This window comes from Dankookia sp. P2, assembly GCF_050632255.1.
Taxonomy (GTDB): Bacteria; Pseudomonadota; Alphaproteobacteria; order Acetobacterales; family Acetobacteraceae; genus Paracraurococcus.
In genome coordinates this window covers 3,868,654-3,881,598 of record NZ_CP192581.1, presented here as the reverse complement: position 1 = coordinate 3,881,598, position 12,945 = coordinate 3,868,654, and the positions used below count along the sequence as shown (strand labels likewise).

Annotated in this window: 17 protein-coding genes, 3 pseudogenes and 1 riboswitch; of the genes and pseudogenes, 5 read left to right on the top strand and 15 right to left on the bottom strand. The window is 73.6% G+C overall.

Annotated elements, in window-relative coordinates; genetic code table 11:
• Position 1 precedes the first annotated feature (1 nt).
• Complete coding sequence (locus ACQ86J_RS22800; RefSeq protein WP_431267324.1) at positions 2-232, top strand: hypothetical protein; 231 nt, start codon at positions 2-4, stop codon at positions 230-232.
• Here ACQ86J_RS22800 and ACQ86J_RS22795 read toward each other — a convergent pair.
• On the bottom strand, positions 223-666 hold the full coding sequence (locus ACQ86J_RS22795; protein WP_431267323.1) for a hypothetical protein: 444 nt from the start codon (positions 664-666) through the stop codon (positions 223-225). The two genes, ACQ86J_RS22800 and ACQ86J_RS22795, sit on opposite strands and share 10 nt — an antisense overlap.
• A gap of 210 nt (positions 667-876) precedes the next feature.
• Here ACQ86J_RS22795 and ACQ86J_RS22790 point away from each other — a divergent pair.
• Positions 877-1,587: pseudogene (locus ACQ86J_RS22790) on the top strand (LOG family protein); the annotation flags it as partial.
• A gap of 222 nt (positions 1,588-1,809) precedes the next feature.
• Here ACQ86J_RS22790 and ACQ86J_RS22785 read toward each other — a convergent pair.
• The 7 genes and pseudogenes from ACQ86J_RS22785 to ACQ86J_RS22755 form a co-directional block, all read right to left on the bottom strand.
• Positions 1,810-2,535: a non-canonical purine NTP pyrophosphatase gene (locus tag ACQ86J_RS22785; protein ID WP_431267322.1), complete on the bottom strand. Its 726-nt coding sequence runs from the start codon at positions 2,533-2,535 to the stop codon at positions 1,810-1,812.
• Positions 2,535-3,257, bottom strand: a complete 723-nt coding sequence (gene rph, locus ACQ86J_RS22780; RefSeq protein WP_431267321.1) for a ribonuclease PH — start codon at positions 3,255-3,257, stop codon at positions 2,535-2,537. The genes ACQ86J_RS22785 and rph overlap by 1 nt, the downstream gene beginning before the upstream one ends.
• A gap of 344 nt (positions 3,258-3,601) precedes the next feature.
• Entirely contained in the window at positions 3,602-4,036 is a 435-nt protein-coding gene (locus ACQ86J_RS22775) for a response regulator (protein ID WP_431267320.1), read from the bottom strand.
• A 111-nt stretch (positions 4,037-4,147) separates the two neighbouring features.
• Complete coding sequence (locus ACQ86J_RS22770) at positions 4,148-4,396, bottom strand: hypothetical protein (RefSeq protein WP_431267319.1); 249 nt, start codon at positions 4,394-4,396, stop codon at positions 4,148-4,150.
• A 239-nt stretch (positions 4,397-4,635) separates the two neighbouring features.
• On the bottom strand, positions 4,636-4,917 hold the full coding sequence (locus ACQ86J_RS22765) for a tripartite tricarboxylate transporter substrate-binding protein (RefSeq protein ID WP_431272502.1): 282 nt from the start codon (positions 4,915-4,917) through the stop codon (positions 4,636-4,638).
• Entirely contained in the window at positions 4,809-5,183 is a 375-nt protein-coding gene (locus ACQ86J_RS22760) for a tripartite tricarboxylate transporter substrate-binding protein (RefSeq protein WP_431272501.1), read from the bottom strand. The genes ACQ86J_RS22765 and ACQ86J_RS22760 overlap by 109 nt, the downstream gene beginning before the upstream one ends.
• 69 nt (positions 5,184-5,252) lie before the next feature.
• Positions 5,253-5,614 (bottom strand): annotated as a pseudogene (locus ACQ86J_RS22755) (Bug family tripartite tricarboxylate transporter substrate binding protein); the annotation flags it as partial.
• Between the two features lie 160 nt (positions 5,615-5,774).
• Positions 5,775-5,853, top strand: a riboswitch (SAM riboswitch).
• Between the two features lie 73 nt (positions 5,854-5,926).
• Here ACQ86J_RS22755 and metZ point away from each other — a divergent pair.
• Together metZ and apaG are read left to right on the top strand one after the other, a co-directional pair.
• A complete protein-coding gene (metZ, locus tag ACQ86J_RS22750; protein ID WP_431267318.1) occupies positions 5,927-7,147 on the top strand; it encodes an O-succinylhomoserine sulfhydrylase in 1,221 nt (406 codons plus the stop codon).
• A gap of 55 nt (positions 7,148-7,202) precedes the next feature.
• On the top strand, positions 7,203-7,619 hold the full coding sequence (apaG, locus tag ACQ86J_RS22745) for a Co2+/Mg2+ efflux protein ApaG (RefSeq protein ID WP_431267317.1): 417 nt from the start codon (positions 7,203-7,205) through the stop codon (positions 7,617-7,619).
• Between the two features lie 66 nt (positions 7,620-7,685).
• Here apaG and ACQ86J_RS22740 read toward each other — a convergent pair whose 3' ends face one another.
• The 7 genes and pseudogenes from ACQ86J_RS22740 to ACQ86J_RS22710 form a co-directional block, all read right to left on the bottom strand.
• Entirely contained in the window at positions 7,686-8,312 is a 627-nt protein-coding gene (locus tag ACQ86J_RS22740; protein WP_431267316.1) for an ABC-type transport auxiliary lipoprotein family protein, read from the bottom strand.
• Positions 8,309-9,331, bottom strand: coding sequence for an MlaD family protein (locus ACQ86J_RS22735; protein WP_431267315.1), 1,023 nt, complete (start codon positions 9,329-9,331; stop codon positions 8,309-8,311). The genes ACQ86J_RS22740 and ACQ86J_RS22735 overlap by 4 nt, the downstream gene beginning before the upstream one ends.
• A 47-nt stretch (positions 9,332-9,378) precedes the next feature.
• Positions 9,379-9,543 (bottom strand): hypothetical protein, encoded by a 165-nt coding sequence (locus tag ACQ86J_RS22730; RefSeq protein ID WP_431267314.1) that lies wholly within the window; start codon positions 9,541-9,543, stop codon positions 9,379-9,381.
• A complete protein-coding gene (locus tag ACQ86J_RS22725; protein WP_431267313.1) occupies positions 9,530-10,147 on the bottom strand; it encodes an ABC transporter ATP-binding protein in 618 nt (205 codons plus the stop codon). The genes ACQ86J_RS22730 and ACQ86J_RS22725 overlap by 14 nt, the downstream gene beginning before the upstream one ends.
• Positions 10,148-10,150: 3 nt before the next feature.
• Positions 10,151-11,269, bottom strand: a complete 1,119-nt coding sequence (locus ACQ86J_RS22720; protein ID WP_431272500.1) for an ABC transporter permease — start codon at positions 11,267-11,269, stop codon at positions 10,151-10,153.
• Positions 11,266-11,811, bottom strand: coding sequence for a TrmH family RNA methyltransferase (locus tag ACQ86J_RS22715; RefSeq protein ID WP_431272499.1), 546 nt, complete (start codon positions 11,809-11,811; stop codon positions 11,266-11,268). Before ACQ86J_RS22715 ends, ACQ86J_RS22720 begins: the two co-directional genes overlap by 4 nt.
• Positions 11,812-11,848: 37 nt before the next feature.
• Positions 11,849-12,040, bottom strand: a pseudogene (locus ACQ86J_RS22710) (TrmH family RNA methyltransferase); the annotation flags it as partial.
• 84 nt (positions 12,041-12,124) lie between these two features.
• On the opposite strand from ACQ86J_RS22710, the gene ACQ86J_RS22705 reads away from it, so the two are divergent.
• Positions 12,125-12,583 (top strand): DUF3237 domain-containing protein, encoded by a 459-nt coding sequence (locus tag ACQ86J_RS22705; protein ID WP_431267312.1) that lies wholly within the window; start codon positions 12,125-12,127, stop codon positions 12,581-12,583.
• Positions 12,584-12,945 lie beyond the last annotated feature (362 nt).

The window sequence follows — 12,945 nt, the reverse complement described above, 5'->3', positions numbered from 1 at the left end:
CATGTCCGAGACGATCATCGCCCCCCTGGTCCGCGACCTGGTCGCCTGGGTCGCCGCCAAGCCCCGCCCCTACCGCGAGGTGATCGAGGCCTGGCGCACCTCATGCCCCCGCCTCACGGTCTGGGAGGATGCACTGGAAGGCGGCTTCGTCGTCCTCGGCCCCGGCGGGCCGGAAGGGCTGCAGGTCTCCGCCACGCCGCGCGGCCGGGCGCTGCTCGCGCCTCAGGCCTGACCGCCGAGGAAGCCGGCCAGCCGGGCGCCGAACAGCGCATCGAAGGACGGGTCCTGCGCAGCGCCATGGCCGGTCGGCGCGGCCGGGCGGTCGATCACCAGGGCCTCCGCCCCGCAGCGGGCCATGCCGGCCGCGAAGGCCGCGGCGCGCGCCGCCGGGTCGGGATCGTAGGGGTCGTCGGCGAACAGCACGAGCCCGCCGCGCCGCACCGTGCCGGGCGCCGCCGCCGCGCAGGCCTCCCGGAAGGCCGCGAGCGCCGATGGCCGCCGCTCCGGCCGCGGACCATGCGCCGCCGGCGCCATCAGCAGCACCGCCTCGGCCAACGGCGCGTGGCGGAGCGCGACCAGCATGATGAAGGCGCCGCGGCTCTCGCCGACCACCGCGATGCGGCGATAGCCCTCCGACCGAAGCCGCGCGGTGCCGGCCGCGAGCACCTCGGCGCCGCCCTCCAGCGGGTCGAGGCCGGGGGTGATGGTGGTCGCCTCCGCCGGCCGGTCCAGCCGCCAAAGGTCCCAGCCCCGGCCCAGCAGGCGGCCGAGGAAGGGCGGCGGCCCGGGCGGCGGGCCGTCCCAGTAGTGCTGGTGCGCCCAGACCAGCGCGCCGGCGGCGTGCGCGGGCCCCTGCAGCGGCGCCGCGCCGGACGCATGACCCGCCCGCCCTCGGCCCGCGCCAGGCTGGGAGGAGGAGCGCCGGCAGCAGCCGGCGGGTCAGGAGGAACGCGGAGGCCATGCCGGATGCTACACCCGTCCGAGGCACAGGATGGCGGCATGACCGACAACGCGGCGCAGATGGCTTCTCCCAGCTACCGGCTGGCGGTCGAGGACCCGGATTTCCTGCGGCGCGACGAGGCCCGCGCGCTCCGCTTCGCCATGGAATACGAGAAGGCCGAGCTGGCGCTGCGCGACTGGGGCGTGCGCAGCACCGTGGTGGTCTTCGGCAGCGCCCGCATCCCCGCCCCCGAACGGGCGGTGCCGGGCACGCCGCGCGCCCACCTCGCGCCCTGGTATGCGAAGGCGCGGGAGTTCGCCCGCATCGTCTCCCTGCGCGGCGGCGCGCTGGCGCCCGAGGGCCGGCTGCGCGACAACGTCGTCGCCACCGGCGGCGGCCCCGGGATCATGGAGGCCGCCAACCGGGGCGCCGCCGATGTCGGCGCGCCCAGCATCGGCTTCAACATCTCCCTGCCGCACGAGCAGGCGCCGAACGCCTACAGCACGCCGGCGCTGACCTTCCGCTTCCACTACTTCGCCATGCGCAAGATGCACTTCGCCATGCGGGCCAATGCGCTGGCGGTCTTCCCCGGCGGCTTCGGCACCTTCGACGAGCTGTTCGAGATGCTGACCCTGCTGCAGACCCGCAAGGCGCCGCCGGTCGGCGTGGTGCTGTTCGGCCGCGCGTACTGGGAGGAGGTGGTGAATTCCGAGGCCCTGGCCCGCCACGGCCTGGTCGATCTCGCACGACCTCTCGCTCTTCGGCCTGGTGGACGAGCCGGAAGAGGGCTGGGACTGGCTGCTGGCGCATGGCCTGCAGGCCCATACCCCGGCGGAGGAGGCGGTGGCGGAGGAGGGCTGAGCGCCGGCTCACCCCGCCGGCGGCGCCAGGCAGGCCGCTTGCAGCAGGGCGAAGGCCCGGGCGCGGTGGCTGATGCGGTGCTTCTCCGCCGGGTCCATCTCGCCGAAGGTCTCGGTGCCGCCATCGGGGATGAACATCGGGTCGTAGCCGAAGCCACGCGCGCCGCGCGGCGGGTGCACCCAGGTGCCGTGCACCCTTCCCTCGAAGCCCTCCACATGGCCGTCCGGCCAGGCGAGGACCAGGGCGCAGGTGAACCAGGCGCGGCGGTCCCCATGCGGCGCGGCCAGCGCCGCCACCTTGGCCATCGCCATGGCATAGTCGCGCCCGCCCTCCGGCCGCTCCGCCCAGTCGGCGGTCCGCACGCCGGGATCGCCGCCGAGCGCGGCGACCGAGAAGCCGCTATCGTCGGCCAGCGCCGGCAGCCCGGCGGCGCGCGCCGCGGCCAACGCCTTGATGGTGGCATTGCCGAGGAAGCTGTCCTCCGTCTCCGCCGGCTCCGGCAGGCCGAGCTCGCCCACCGAGACGACCTGCATCCCGTGCGGGGCGACCAGCGCCGCGACCTCCCGCAGCTTGCCGGCATTGTGGCTGGCCAGCACCAGCCGGCCAGGCGCGAGCCGGCGGTGACTGGCTGGCCGATTCAGACCTTCGCGGCCTGCGCCGCTGCGGTCATCGGCGGTGTCGGCCGGCCGATTCAGACCTTCGCGGCCTGCGCCGCTGCGGTCATCGGACGGCATCAGCCGATCCCCACCGCGGCGCGCTGCCGGCGGAACAGCTCGTCCGTGCCGTGGCGGGCGAGCTTCAGCAGGTCGAGCAGCTGCGGCTCGGAGAAGGGCTCGCCCTCCGCCGTGCCCTGGATCTCCACCATCCCGCCGCGGCCGGTGAGGACGAAATCCGCATCCGTATGCGCCTTGCTGTCCTCCTCGTAGTCGAGGTCGAGCACCGGCACGCCCTGCCAGATGCCGCAGGAGACCGCTGCCACCTGGTCCTTCAGCGGCATGGTGGCGATGACGTTCATCTTGAGGCAGTGGCGGAAGGCCAGGTGCAGCGCCACCCAGGCGCCGGTGATGCTGGCGCAGCGGGTGCCGCCATCGGCGGTCAGCACGTCGCAGTCGAGGGTGATGGACATCTCGCCCATCGCCTTCAGGTCGGTGACGGCGCGCAGCGACCGGCCGATCAGCCGCTGGATCTCCTGGGTCCGGCCGGACTGCTTGCCGCGCGCCGCCTCGCGGTCGCCACGGGTATGGGTGGCGCGGGGCAGCATGCCGTATTCGGCCGTCACCCAGCCCTGGCCGGTGCCGCGCAGGAAAGGCGGCACGCGGGTCTCGATCGAGGCGGTGCAGAGCACCTCGGTCACCCCCATGCGGATGCGGCAGGAGCCTTCGGCATGGCGGGCCACGCCGGGCTCGAGGACGACATGGCGAAGGGCGTCGGGCGCACGGCCGGAAGGTCGGTTCATGCGGCCGGGGGTACCACGCGGGCGGAGCGACGGGGAAGGCCGCGGCAGCCGATGGCCGGAGGGGCGCCGGTCGCGGCTCAACGCCGCGCAATCCGGTTGAAGCCGCGTGCCGGAGGGCAGGCGAAAAACCCTGCCCCTGCAAGGGCCGGGCGACGATCCGGCTCAACACCTTGAGGATTTTATCGGCGGGGTGCAGCGGCCGCGACGCGTTTTCGGACAAAGCCCTGGACCGGCGGCGGGGCGGGATGGGGCTGCGGGATGGGTCATGCGCCGGGCTCCTGCCAAAGCCGGCAGGATTGCAGGAAAATAATCCTTTCACAAGCGTGATCGGCGCGCCATCCTGCTCACGGCGCCAGCACCGCCCCCGCGGTCACGACCGGCGCCAGCTCCAGCGGCGCCGGGCCCATCAGGCCGCCGAACCAGGCCGCCTCCTGCAGCCGCAGCGCCGTTCCCACCAGCGTGGCCGCATTGAAGGGCTTGGCGATCACCTGTTCCGCCGCCTGCAGCCCATGCTCCAGCAGGTAGTCCGCATTGGCGGTCACATGCACCACGGCAAGGCCGGGCAGCCGGGCCAGCGCCTCGAGCGCCAGCGCCCGGCCGTTCATCCCGGGGCCAAGATTGTAGTCGGTCATCAGGATGGCCGGCCGCAGCCCGGCACCCAGCAGCGCCAGCGCCTCCCGCGCATTGGACGCCTCGACGCAGGCGAAGCCGGCTTCCTCCAGCAGGTCGCAGATCGACATGCGGATCAGCGGCTCGTCCTCGACGACCAAAACCTGCATGGCAACAATCCCCCATAACCACTTCGATTTAGCGAGAAAATCCCCCGTGGGTTGGGTGTGCGCCAAGTAACCGTCCTTGTCCCTTTACAAACGCGAGAGGTCGCGTGCGCGTCACTGGACGTGAACAGCCCAGTCGGCCGCGACCACCAGCCCCAGCAATCCCGCCATCGCCCGGCGCCCGGGCGTGATCGCCGCCGCGGGCCAGAGGAAGTTGACCGTGCCGCGGCATACGCCGCCCAGCAAAACCGGGACATTGACGATGCTGCGCAGGCCGAGGGCCGCAATCAGCGCGTGGTCGGCGAAATGCGCGCGGATCGCCGCCTCGCCCTCGCCGACGAAAACCTGGGCTTCCAGCAGCACCTGGCGGCCCCATGCGGTGTCGCGCTTCGGCTTGGCGCCGCCGGTCGGATAGGCCGATCTCGTCCGAGCTGTAGATCCGCCGCACCGTCATCGCCGCTGCGTCGAAGCGCATCGCGGTGCAGAGCTGGTGGCCCATCGCCTCCCGTCCCACCGCATCGGCGGCGCGCAGCAGGGCCAGCGGCGCCGGGTCGCGCGCCGCGGCGGCAAGGCGCGCGAGCTGCGCCGCGGACAGCCGCGCCTCAGGCATCGCCCGCGGTCACGCCGAGCTCGCGGATCACCCGTCCCCACTTCGCCGCATCGGCGCGCATGCGGGCGGCGAAGTCGGCAGGCGCCTCGGGCGCGACCTCGACGCCGATCGCCGCCATCTTCCCCTTCACCTCCGGCAGCAGCAGGGCGCGGTTGATCTCGGCATTCAGCCGCGCCACCACCGCCGGCAGCATGCCGCGCGGGCCGAGCACGCCGTACCACACCGCCATGGCGTAGCCGGGCAGTGTCTCCGCCACCGTCGGCACCTCCGGCAGCAGGGCGCTGCGGTGCTCCTCGGTGACCGCCAGCAGGCGCAGCCTTCCTCCCGCACATGCGGCAGGGTCTGCGTGCCCGCCGAGAAGAACAGCTGCACCTGCCCCGCCACCGTGTCCAGCACCGCCGGCGCCCCGCCGCGATAGGGCACGTGCACCATCTCGATCCCGGCCATGCGGCAGAACATCGCGGCGCAGAGGTGGTTGGTGGAGCCCGGCCCGGCCGAGGCGTAGCTGAGCTTCCCCGGATTGGCCTTCGCATGGGCGATGATTCGCCGACGGTCCGCGCGGGGACCGAGGGGTGGATCACCATGGTGTTCAGCACGAAGGCGAGCAGCGCGATCGCGGTGAAGTCCTCGACCCCGTCGAAGGGCATGTCGCGCATCAGCGCCGGGTTCATCGCATGCGTGCTCATCGTGGCGAAGAGCAAGGAATGCCCGTCCGGCGCGGCGCGCGCGACAGCGGCCGAGCCGATATTGCCCGAGGCGCCGGAGCGGTTCTCCACCACCACGGGCTGGCCGAGCGCCTGGCGCAGCGGCTCCGCCAGGGTGCGCGCCAGGATATCGGTGGAGCCGCCCGGCGCCCAGGGAACGGTGATGGTGACGGGGCGGCTGGGCCAGGCGTCCTGCGCCCGTGCGGGCGCGGCGAGCGTGGCGGCGGCGAGCACCGCCCTTCGGGTCGTTCGGAATGGCGGCGTCATGGTCGGGCTCCCCGGCGGTTCCGCATCCTCGCGCAGGACCCGTGGTTTCCAAAGGCCCCAAGCCTTTCAGGAAGCCCCCTGGCGGGGTGGCCTGGAGGGGCGACGCCCCTCCAGCCTTGACCCCGCCCGCTGCCCGGACGTATGCCTAGGCCCGTCGGCCGCGGCCGGCCCTCGCGATTTGTCCGGCCAGCTTGCGGCGAGGTGAAACAAGCGCGCTAAACGGCCGTCGGGGTGACCCGTCGCCCCCCGCCCCGTTCAACGGGCCGGACGCCGCGTATCGTCGCCCCAGATGGGGCCAAGGTGTCCCTCCGCATGTCCAAGTCCCTGCCGCCCCGTGGATTGCGCCCCGCCACGCTGCTGGTCCGCGGCGGCACCATGCGTTCCAGCATGGACGAGACCTCCGAGGCTTTGTTCCTCACCTCGGGCTTCGTCTACGACAGCGCCGAGCAGGCCGAGGCGACCTTCAACGGCACCGAGACCCACTACCAGTATTCCCGTTTCGGCAATCCGACGGTGCAGATGCTGGAGCAGCGCCTAGCCCTGCTGGAGGGCGCCGAGGCCTGCCGGATGACGGCGACCGGCATGGCCGCGGTGCATGCGGCGATGCTGTCGCACCTGAAGGCCGGCGACCGCGTCGTCGCCTCCCGCGCGCTGTTCGGCTCCTGCCACTGGATCGTCTCGACCCTGCTGCCGCGCTACGGCATCGAGAGCGTCTTCGTCGATGGCGGCGACCTCGCGCAGTGGCAGGACGCCCTGTCGAAGCCGGCGGCGCTGGTGCTGCTGGAGACCCCGTCCAACCCGATGCTCGAGATGGTGGACCTGGCCGCGGTCGCCGACCTCGCGCACCGGGCCGGGGCCATCGTCGTGGTCGACAACGTCTTCGCCACGCCGCTGCTGCAGCAGCCGCTGAAGCTCGGTGCCGACGTGGTGGTCTATTCCTGCACCAAGCACATGGACGGCCAGGGCCGGGTGCTGGGCGGCGCCGTGCTGGGCAGCAGGAAGTGGGTCGAGGAGGTGCTGCAGCCCTTCACCCGCAACACCGGGCCGGCGATCAGCCCGTTCAACGCCTGGGTGATCCTGAAGGGCCTCGAGACGCTGTCGCTGCGGGTCAACGCGATGTGCCGCAGCGCCGCGCAGGTCGCCGACTTCCTTGCCGAGCGGCCGGAGGTCGCCCGCGCGCTCTACCCCTTCCGCGCCGACCATCCGCAGCAGGCGCTGGCGATGCGGCAGATGTCGGGCGGCGGCACGCTGGTGACCTTCGAGCTGCGCGGCGGCAAGGACGCCGCCTTCCGCTTCTGCAACGCGCTGCAGGTGATCGACGTATCCAACAATCTCGGCGATTCGAAGTCGATGGTGACGCACCCGGCGACGACCACGCATATGCGGATCGGCGCCGAGGAACGGGCGAAGCTCGGCATCACCGACGGCACCATCCGCCTGTCGATCGGGCTCGAGGACGTGGCCGACTTGATCGACGACCTGGCCGCGGCGCTGGACGCCGCCGGCGGCGGCGTGGCGCGCGCCGCCGAATAGGCGCTTCTGGCGGCGGCGGGACCATGGCACTCTCCCCCAGAACGGGGGAGCAGCCATGGCCGAGACCCGCAGCCCGGAATGGACCGCCGTGACGCGCGAGGTGCGCGTCACCGTCCGCACCTACTACCTGGAAGACCAGTCGGAGCCCGGCCGCGGCCACTATGCCTGGGCCTACCGCGTCACCATCGCCAATGAGGGCCGGCGCGCGGTGCAGCTGCTGAAGCGCACCTGGCAGATCACCGACGGCCAGGGCCGCGTCCAGCGGGTGCATGGCGACGGCGTGGTGGGCGAAAGGCCGGTGCTCGATCCGGGCGAGAGCTTCGAATACACCTCGGGCACGCCGCTGGCGACGCCTTCCGGCTTCATGCGCGGCACCTACCACATGGTGGCGGTAGAGACCGGCGAGGGATTCGACGTGGAGATCCCCGGCTTCAGCCTGGACAGCCCGCACCAGCCCAGCGCGGTCCACTGAGGCCGGTGCGGCTTCGCTCGAGCCGGCGATTTTCGCCCTGAGCGGCCCACTCGGGACGATTGCAGGCTACCGCTTCGCGATCGCCCCGGCCAGCGCCGCTTCCAGCCGGGCCAGCGCATCGCCCAGCGCCGCCGACATCGCCGCCGCCGCGTCGCTGGCCGGCATCCTGCCATCGGCGCGCGGCCCGCCCGGCAGGGGCGCGGTGCCGTCGGCCAGGAACTGCCCCAGCACCCGGTTGTCGCCGACGCTGCCGCTCGCCAGCAGCAGGGCCGAGAGCGAGGCGCGGGCGATGCCCTGCACCGGCTCGGCCTGCAGCCGGGTCAGCTCGCCTTCCAGCACCAGGTCGGCGCGCAGGCGGGAGCCGGGTGCGGTGACCGCGCTGAACCGCCCGCTGGCCAGCAGCCAGCGGCGCAGCGCCTCCTCCACCAGGTCGGCCGGCGGGGCGGTCCATTCGCTCCAGAAATCGACCGTCACGTCGTCCCGCGCGCCGAGCACCCGCAGGCCTCGCTGGTCGAGCCCCGGCGCGGCCCGCATGGTCCGCAGCAGCAGCACCGGGCCGCGCTTCGCCGGCGGCCGGCCGGCCGGCCGCTCCGGCGCCAGGATGAAGCGCTGGGTCTGCTGGTAGGGCCGGTCGGGCAGCACGCTGCAGGCGGGCAGCGCCAGGGCCGAGAGGATCAAGGCACGGCGTTTCATCGGCGGGATTCCGAGGGCGCGGGCGGCGGCGCGCCGAAGATGGCCTGGGAGGGATAGCGGCGCAGCTGCTCGGTCGTGTCGCGCAGGTTGGCGACCGCGGCGCGCAGGTCGCGCAGGATCGGCGCCAGCTCCGCCTGGATGTCGGTGGTGGCGCTGCGGGCGGAGCGCAGCGAGGCGTCGAGATTGGTCATGCTGCCGGGCAGCCGCGCCGCCGCGCTGCGCAGGTCGGCGGTGGCCGCGGCGGCGTTCGACAGCACCTGGTTGACCTCCCGGCTGCCGAGCAGCTTGCGCGCATCGGCCGCGGTGCCGCGCAGCTCGGCCGCCATGCCGGCCACGTCGGCATCGACCGCGGCGGCGCGCAGGGTCCGCATCAGCCCGGCCGCCTCCCGCAGGGTCACCGCGAGGTCGCCGTCCTTCACCTGGCCGCGCAGTTCCGATACCAGGCCGATGGCGTTGTCCAGCAGCGCCGGCAGGTCGGCCTCCTGCAGCTTCTGCAGCAGCTGCTCCGCCGCGCTCTGCACCTGGGCGACGGTGGAGGGAATGGCGGGCACGTAGGGGTAGCGCGGCTCCCAGGGCACCGCGCGCGGCGGGTAGCGCTCCGGGTCGACGAAGTCGAGCTCGAGGTAGTTCACCCCGGTGATGCCCTGCGCGGCGATGCGGACCCTGAGGCCGAGCTTGATCGCCTCCTCGACGTTCGGCGTCTCGCCGATGCGCGAATTGTCCACGGCGAAGCGGACATAGACCAGCTGGAAGGCGGCGCCGAAGGGGTCGCCCTGCGGCCGGCGGTACTCGGCGGAGACCAGCCCGATCTCGGAGATCCGGCCGATGCTGACGCCGCGGTAGCGCACCGCCGCGCCGACCTCGAGTCCCTGCACCGATTCGCGGATATAGGTCTCGAACTGCTGGCTGCTGCCGCTGAGCCGGTCGGCGGTCAGGAACAGGATGAAGCCGATGCCGAGCGCCAGCCCGGCCAGCACCAGCGCGCCGACGCGAAGATAGAGCCCGCCTGCCTGCGGCATCTCAGCGCCGCCCGCGCGGGGCGCGCCACGGATCATGTCGGGGACCATCACGCCATCACCTCGCGCCGGAAGAAGGCCCGCACCACGGGGTTCTGGCTCTCGTCGCGCAACCGCCGCGGATCGCCTTCGGCAATCATGCCCTTTGCCTCCTTGTCCAGCATGATGCAACGGTCGCCGATCGCCAGGATCGACTGCAGCTCATGCGTCACCACGACGAATGTGGTCCCCAGGTCGCGCGCCAATTGGCTTGATCAGGGCATCGAGCCCCGCCGAGGTGATCGGGTCGAGCCCCGCCGAGGGCTCGTCGAGGAAGAGGATCGGCGGGTCGAGCGCCATGGCCCGGGCGATGCCGGCCCGCTTGGCCATGCCTCCCGAGATCTCCGCCGGCAGCCGCCCGGCGGCGTCCGAGAGCCCCACCAGGCCGAGCTTGACCCGCGCCACCATCGCCCGCGCCTCGGCCGGCAGGCCGGTGTGCTCCTCGAGCGGCACCTCGATGTTCTCGGCCAGGGTCGAGGAGCCGAACAGCGCGCCCGACTGCCACATCACCCCGATCCGCCGCAGCAGCGCGACGCGCGCCGGCCCATCCAGCCCGTTCATCCGCACGCCAAGGATCTCGATGCTGCCCTCGGCCGGCGGGTAGAGCCCGATCATGTGCTTCAGCAGCGTCGACTTGCCGCAGCCCGAGCCGCCGAGGATGACGAAGACCTCGCCGCGGCGGACGTCGAAGGAGACGTGCTCGAAGATGGTGCGGCCGTCGAAGCGCGCCGCTAGGTCGCGCACGCGGATCACGGTCTCGGCCGCCGGGTCCTCCGCCATGGCCTACCAGCCCAGCCGGAAGAACAGCACGGCGAAGATGCCGTCGAGCAGCACGATGGAGACGATGCCGCCCACCACGGCCGAGGTCGCCGCATCGCCCACCGCGCGCGGCCCCCGCCCGGCGCCGAGCCCGGCGCGGCAGCCGACCAGGCCGATGGCGAGGCCGAAGGCCGCCGCCTTGGCCAGCCCGCCGGCCAGGTCCTTCAGGTGCACCCAGGCCTGCAGCTGGTTGACCACGGCGACCAGCGGGAAGCCCAGCGTGCCCATCACCACGCTCATGCCGAGCAGCCCCGCCAGGTTCATCAGCAGCGCCAGCACCGGCATGACCAGCATCGCCGCCAGCAGCCGCGGCAGCACCAGCCAGGCGACCGGGTCGATGCCCATGATCCGCAGCGCGTCGACCTCCTCGTTCACCGTCATGGTGCCGAGCTCGGCGGCATAGGCCGAGCCGGTGCGGCCGGCGAGGATGACGGCCGCCATCAGCGGCCCGAGCTCGCGCAGCAGGGAGATGCCGACGAGGTTCGGGATGAAGATCTCGGCGCCGAACTGCTTCATCGGGATCGAGGACTGGAAGGCCAGGATCAGGCCGATCAGGAAGCCGAGCAGGATGGTCAGGCCGAAGGCGCGCAGCCCGGCCTCGTCCAGGTGCCGCAGCACCTCCGGCCAGCGCAGCCGCCAGGGCGCCCGCAGGGTGCCCAGGCCGGCCACCAGCGATTCGCCGAGGAAGGCGACCTGGGCGGCGGCGCCCTTGGCGCGCTGCAGCGTCGCCTCGCCGACCCGGCCGAGGAAGGGCAGCGCCTCCTGCGGCCGCGGCCCGGGACGGTCCAGCGCCTCCCGCGTCCGGTCCAGCAGCGCCCGCAGCGGCCCGGCTTCCAGCCCCTGCCATGCGGCCTGGCGCGCCTCCCGCTCCAGCCGCAGCAGCAGCACGGCGCCGGCGGTGTCCAGCCCGGTGACGCCGCCGAGGTCGAGCGTGAGCGGCCGGGCGCCGCGCGCCGCGCGCACCGCCTCCGGCCAGAGCCGCGCCGCGGCGGCGGCATCGAGCGCACCGCGGAAGGCCAGGCGCCGCCCCTGGCCCTCCGACCGGATGTCGAGGCCGGCGGGGCCGGGCGCGGTCGCGCTCACGCCGCGCCCTGGGGCGCGGCACCGCCGAGGGCATGGAACAGCACCGCCGCGGCCTGCGCCACGTTCAGGCTCTCGACCAGCCCGCTGCCCGGCAGGGTGATGCGGGCCTCGCAGGCGTCGAGCGCCGCCTGGGAAAGCCCCTCCTCCTCGTTGCCCAGCACCAGGGCGACCGGGCGGTCGCGCGGGATCGCCTCGGGCCGGGCGCCGCCGGCGGCGACGGCGGCGACCGTCAGGAAGCGGCCGCGCATGCCGCGCAGCAGGTTCGCCAGGTCGCGGGCCCGCAGCACCTCGAGGTGCTCGAGCCCGCCCTCGGCGGTGCGGAAGGCGGCGTCGGACAGGTCGGCCTGGCGGGGGTCGCCGGACAGCAGCAGGGCGCGGGCGCCGAAGAAGGCGGCGGAGCGGGCGATGGCGCCCAGGTTGTGCGGGTTGCCGATGCCGTCCAGCACCGGCAGGAAGGGCGCCGGCGGCAGGTCGGGCGGCAGGGCATGGCCGGGCAGCGGCGCGGCGAAGCAGGGCGACGGCGACGGCGCAGATGCCGCCATGGTGCTGGGTGCCGGCGATCCGGGTCAGCTCCTCCGGCCCGACTTCGCGATAGGGCCGGCGGGTGCGGGCGAGGTGCTTGCAGAGCGGCCCGGCCAGCCGGCGCCATTCCTCGGTGTAGAACAGCCGAAGCACCTGCTGCGGCCGGCGCAGGAACAGGGCGCGCACCGGGGCCGGGCCGCAGATGCGGTTCGGGTCGGGGGGCCGGGGCAGGAAGGGCGCGTCAGACATGGGCGCTTATAGGCATGTCGATCCATGTTGGCATCCGGGCGACGCCGGCCAAGCGGCAACGCCAGGGGGAAGGGAAAGACGCCGATGAATGGGATGCAGGGGATGGGATTGATCGGCCAGGTCGAGGTCGCGGTGGGGCCGCCGCTGGTGGTCGGCGCCGGCCCGGCGGGGGAGCGGCGGATCGTTCCGATCCTCGGCGGCCGGGTCGGCGGGCCGCGCCTGACCGGGGAGATCCTGGCCGGCGGCGCCGACTTCCAGGTGATCCGGCCGGACGGGGTGACCGAGATCGTCGCCCGCTACACGCTGCAGCTGGATGACGGCGCGCTGGTCTATGTGGTGAACCGCGGCATCCGCCACGCGGCGCCGGAGGACATGGCGCGGCTGCTGCGGGGCGAGCCCGTGCCGCCGGAGCGGGTCTATTTCCGCACCGCCCCTGTCTTCGAAACCGCGGCGCCGGCGCATGCCTGGCTGCACCGCAGCCTGTTCGTCGGGTTCGGCGAACGCCGGCCGGACAGCGTGCGGGTGCGGATCCACGCGGTGTAGCCGCCGCCCCGGCGCACCCGGGCCGCCAGGCGCGCCCCTGGACAACCAGAGCGGGAACCGCCCGCGGTTTCCCTTTCGCGAATTTTTCATCATCAAAATCCATGCCCTGCCACGCCTTCCGTCTGGTAGGTTCGGCCGCTCGACGGTGTCGCAGGATTGGCCAGCATGGATGGCAGCAATGCCGGCCAGGGTGCCGACCGCGCCACCCTGCCGGAAGGGAAGGCGTCGCCGGCGCCCGTGCCCCGGATGGATGCGGTGCCGGAGGATGGCCCGGGCGCGCGGGCGCCCGGCCGGGCAGCGGCGCATCCGGGGCTCCGCGCCGTGCTCGCCGGCGCATTCGGCCTGCTCGGGCTGCTGGCCGC

Bases quoted from the DNA above. Each gene is read 5' to 3' on its own strand.
- ACQ86J_RS22800 (WP_431267324.1), top strand. From the start codon at position 2: ATGTCCGAGACGATCATCGCCCCCCTGGTCCGCGACCTGGTCGCCTGG.
- ACQ86J_RS22785 (WP_431267322.1), bottom strand. From the start codon at position 2,535: ATGCCGTCCGATGACCGCAGCGGCGCAGGCCGCGAAGGTCTGAATCGG.
- rph (WP_431267321.1), bottom strand. From the start codon at position 3,257: ATGAACCGACCTTCCGGCCGTGCGCCCGACGCCCTTCGCCATGTCGTC.
- ACQ86J_RS22775 (WP_431267320.1), bottom strand. From the start codon at position 4,036: ATGCAGGTTTTGGTCGTCGAGGACGAGCCGCTGATCCGCATGTCGATC.
- metZ (WP_431267318.1), top strand. From the start codon at position 5,927: ATGTCCAAGTCCCTGCCGCCCCGTGGATTGCGCCCCGCCACGCTGCTG.
- apaG (WP_431267317.1), top strand. From the start codon at position 7,203: ATGGCCGAGACCCGCAGCCCGGAATGGACCGCCGTGACGCGCGAGGTG.
- ACQ86J_RS22740 (WP_431267316.1), bottom strand. From the start codon at position 8,312: ATGAAACGCCGTGCCTTGATCCTCTCGGCCCTGGCGCTGCCCGCCTGC.
- ACQ86J_RS22735 (WP_431267315.1), bottom strand. From the start codon at position 9,331: ATGCCGCAGGCAGGCGGGCTCTATCTTCGCGTCGGCGCGCTGGTGCTG.
- ACQ86J_RS22725 (WP_431267313.1), bottom strand. From the start codon at position 10,147: ATGGCGGAGGACCCGGCGGCCGAGACCGTGATCCGCGTGCGCGACCTA.
- ACQ86J_RS22715 (WP_431272499.1), bottom strand. From the start codon at position 11,811: ATGGCGGCATCTGCGCCGTCGCCGTCGCCCTGCTTCGCCGCGCCGCTG.
- ACQ86J_RS22705 (WP_431267312.1), top strand. From the start codon at position 12,125: ATGAATGGGATGCAGGGGATGGGATTGATCGGCCAGGTCGAGGTCGCG.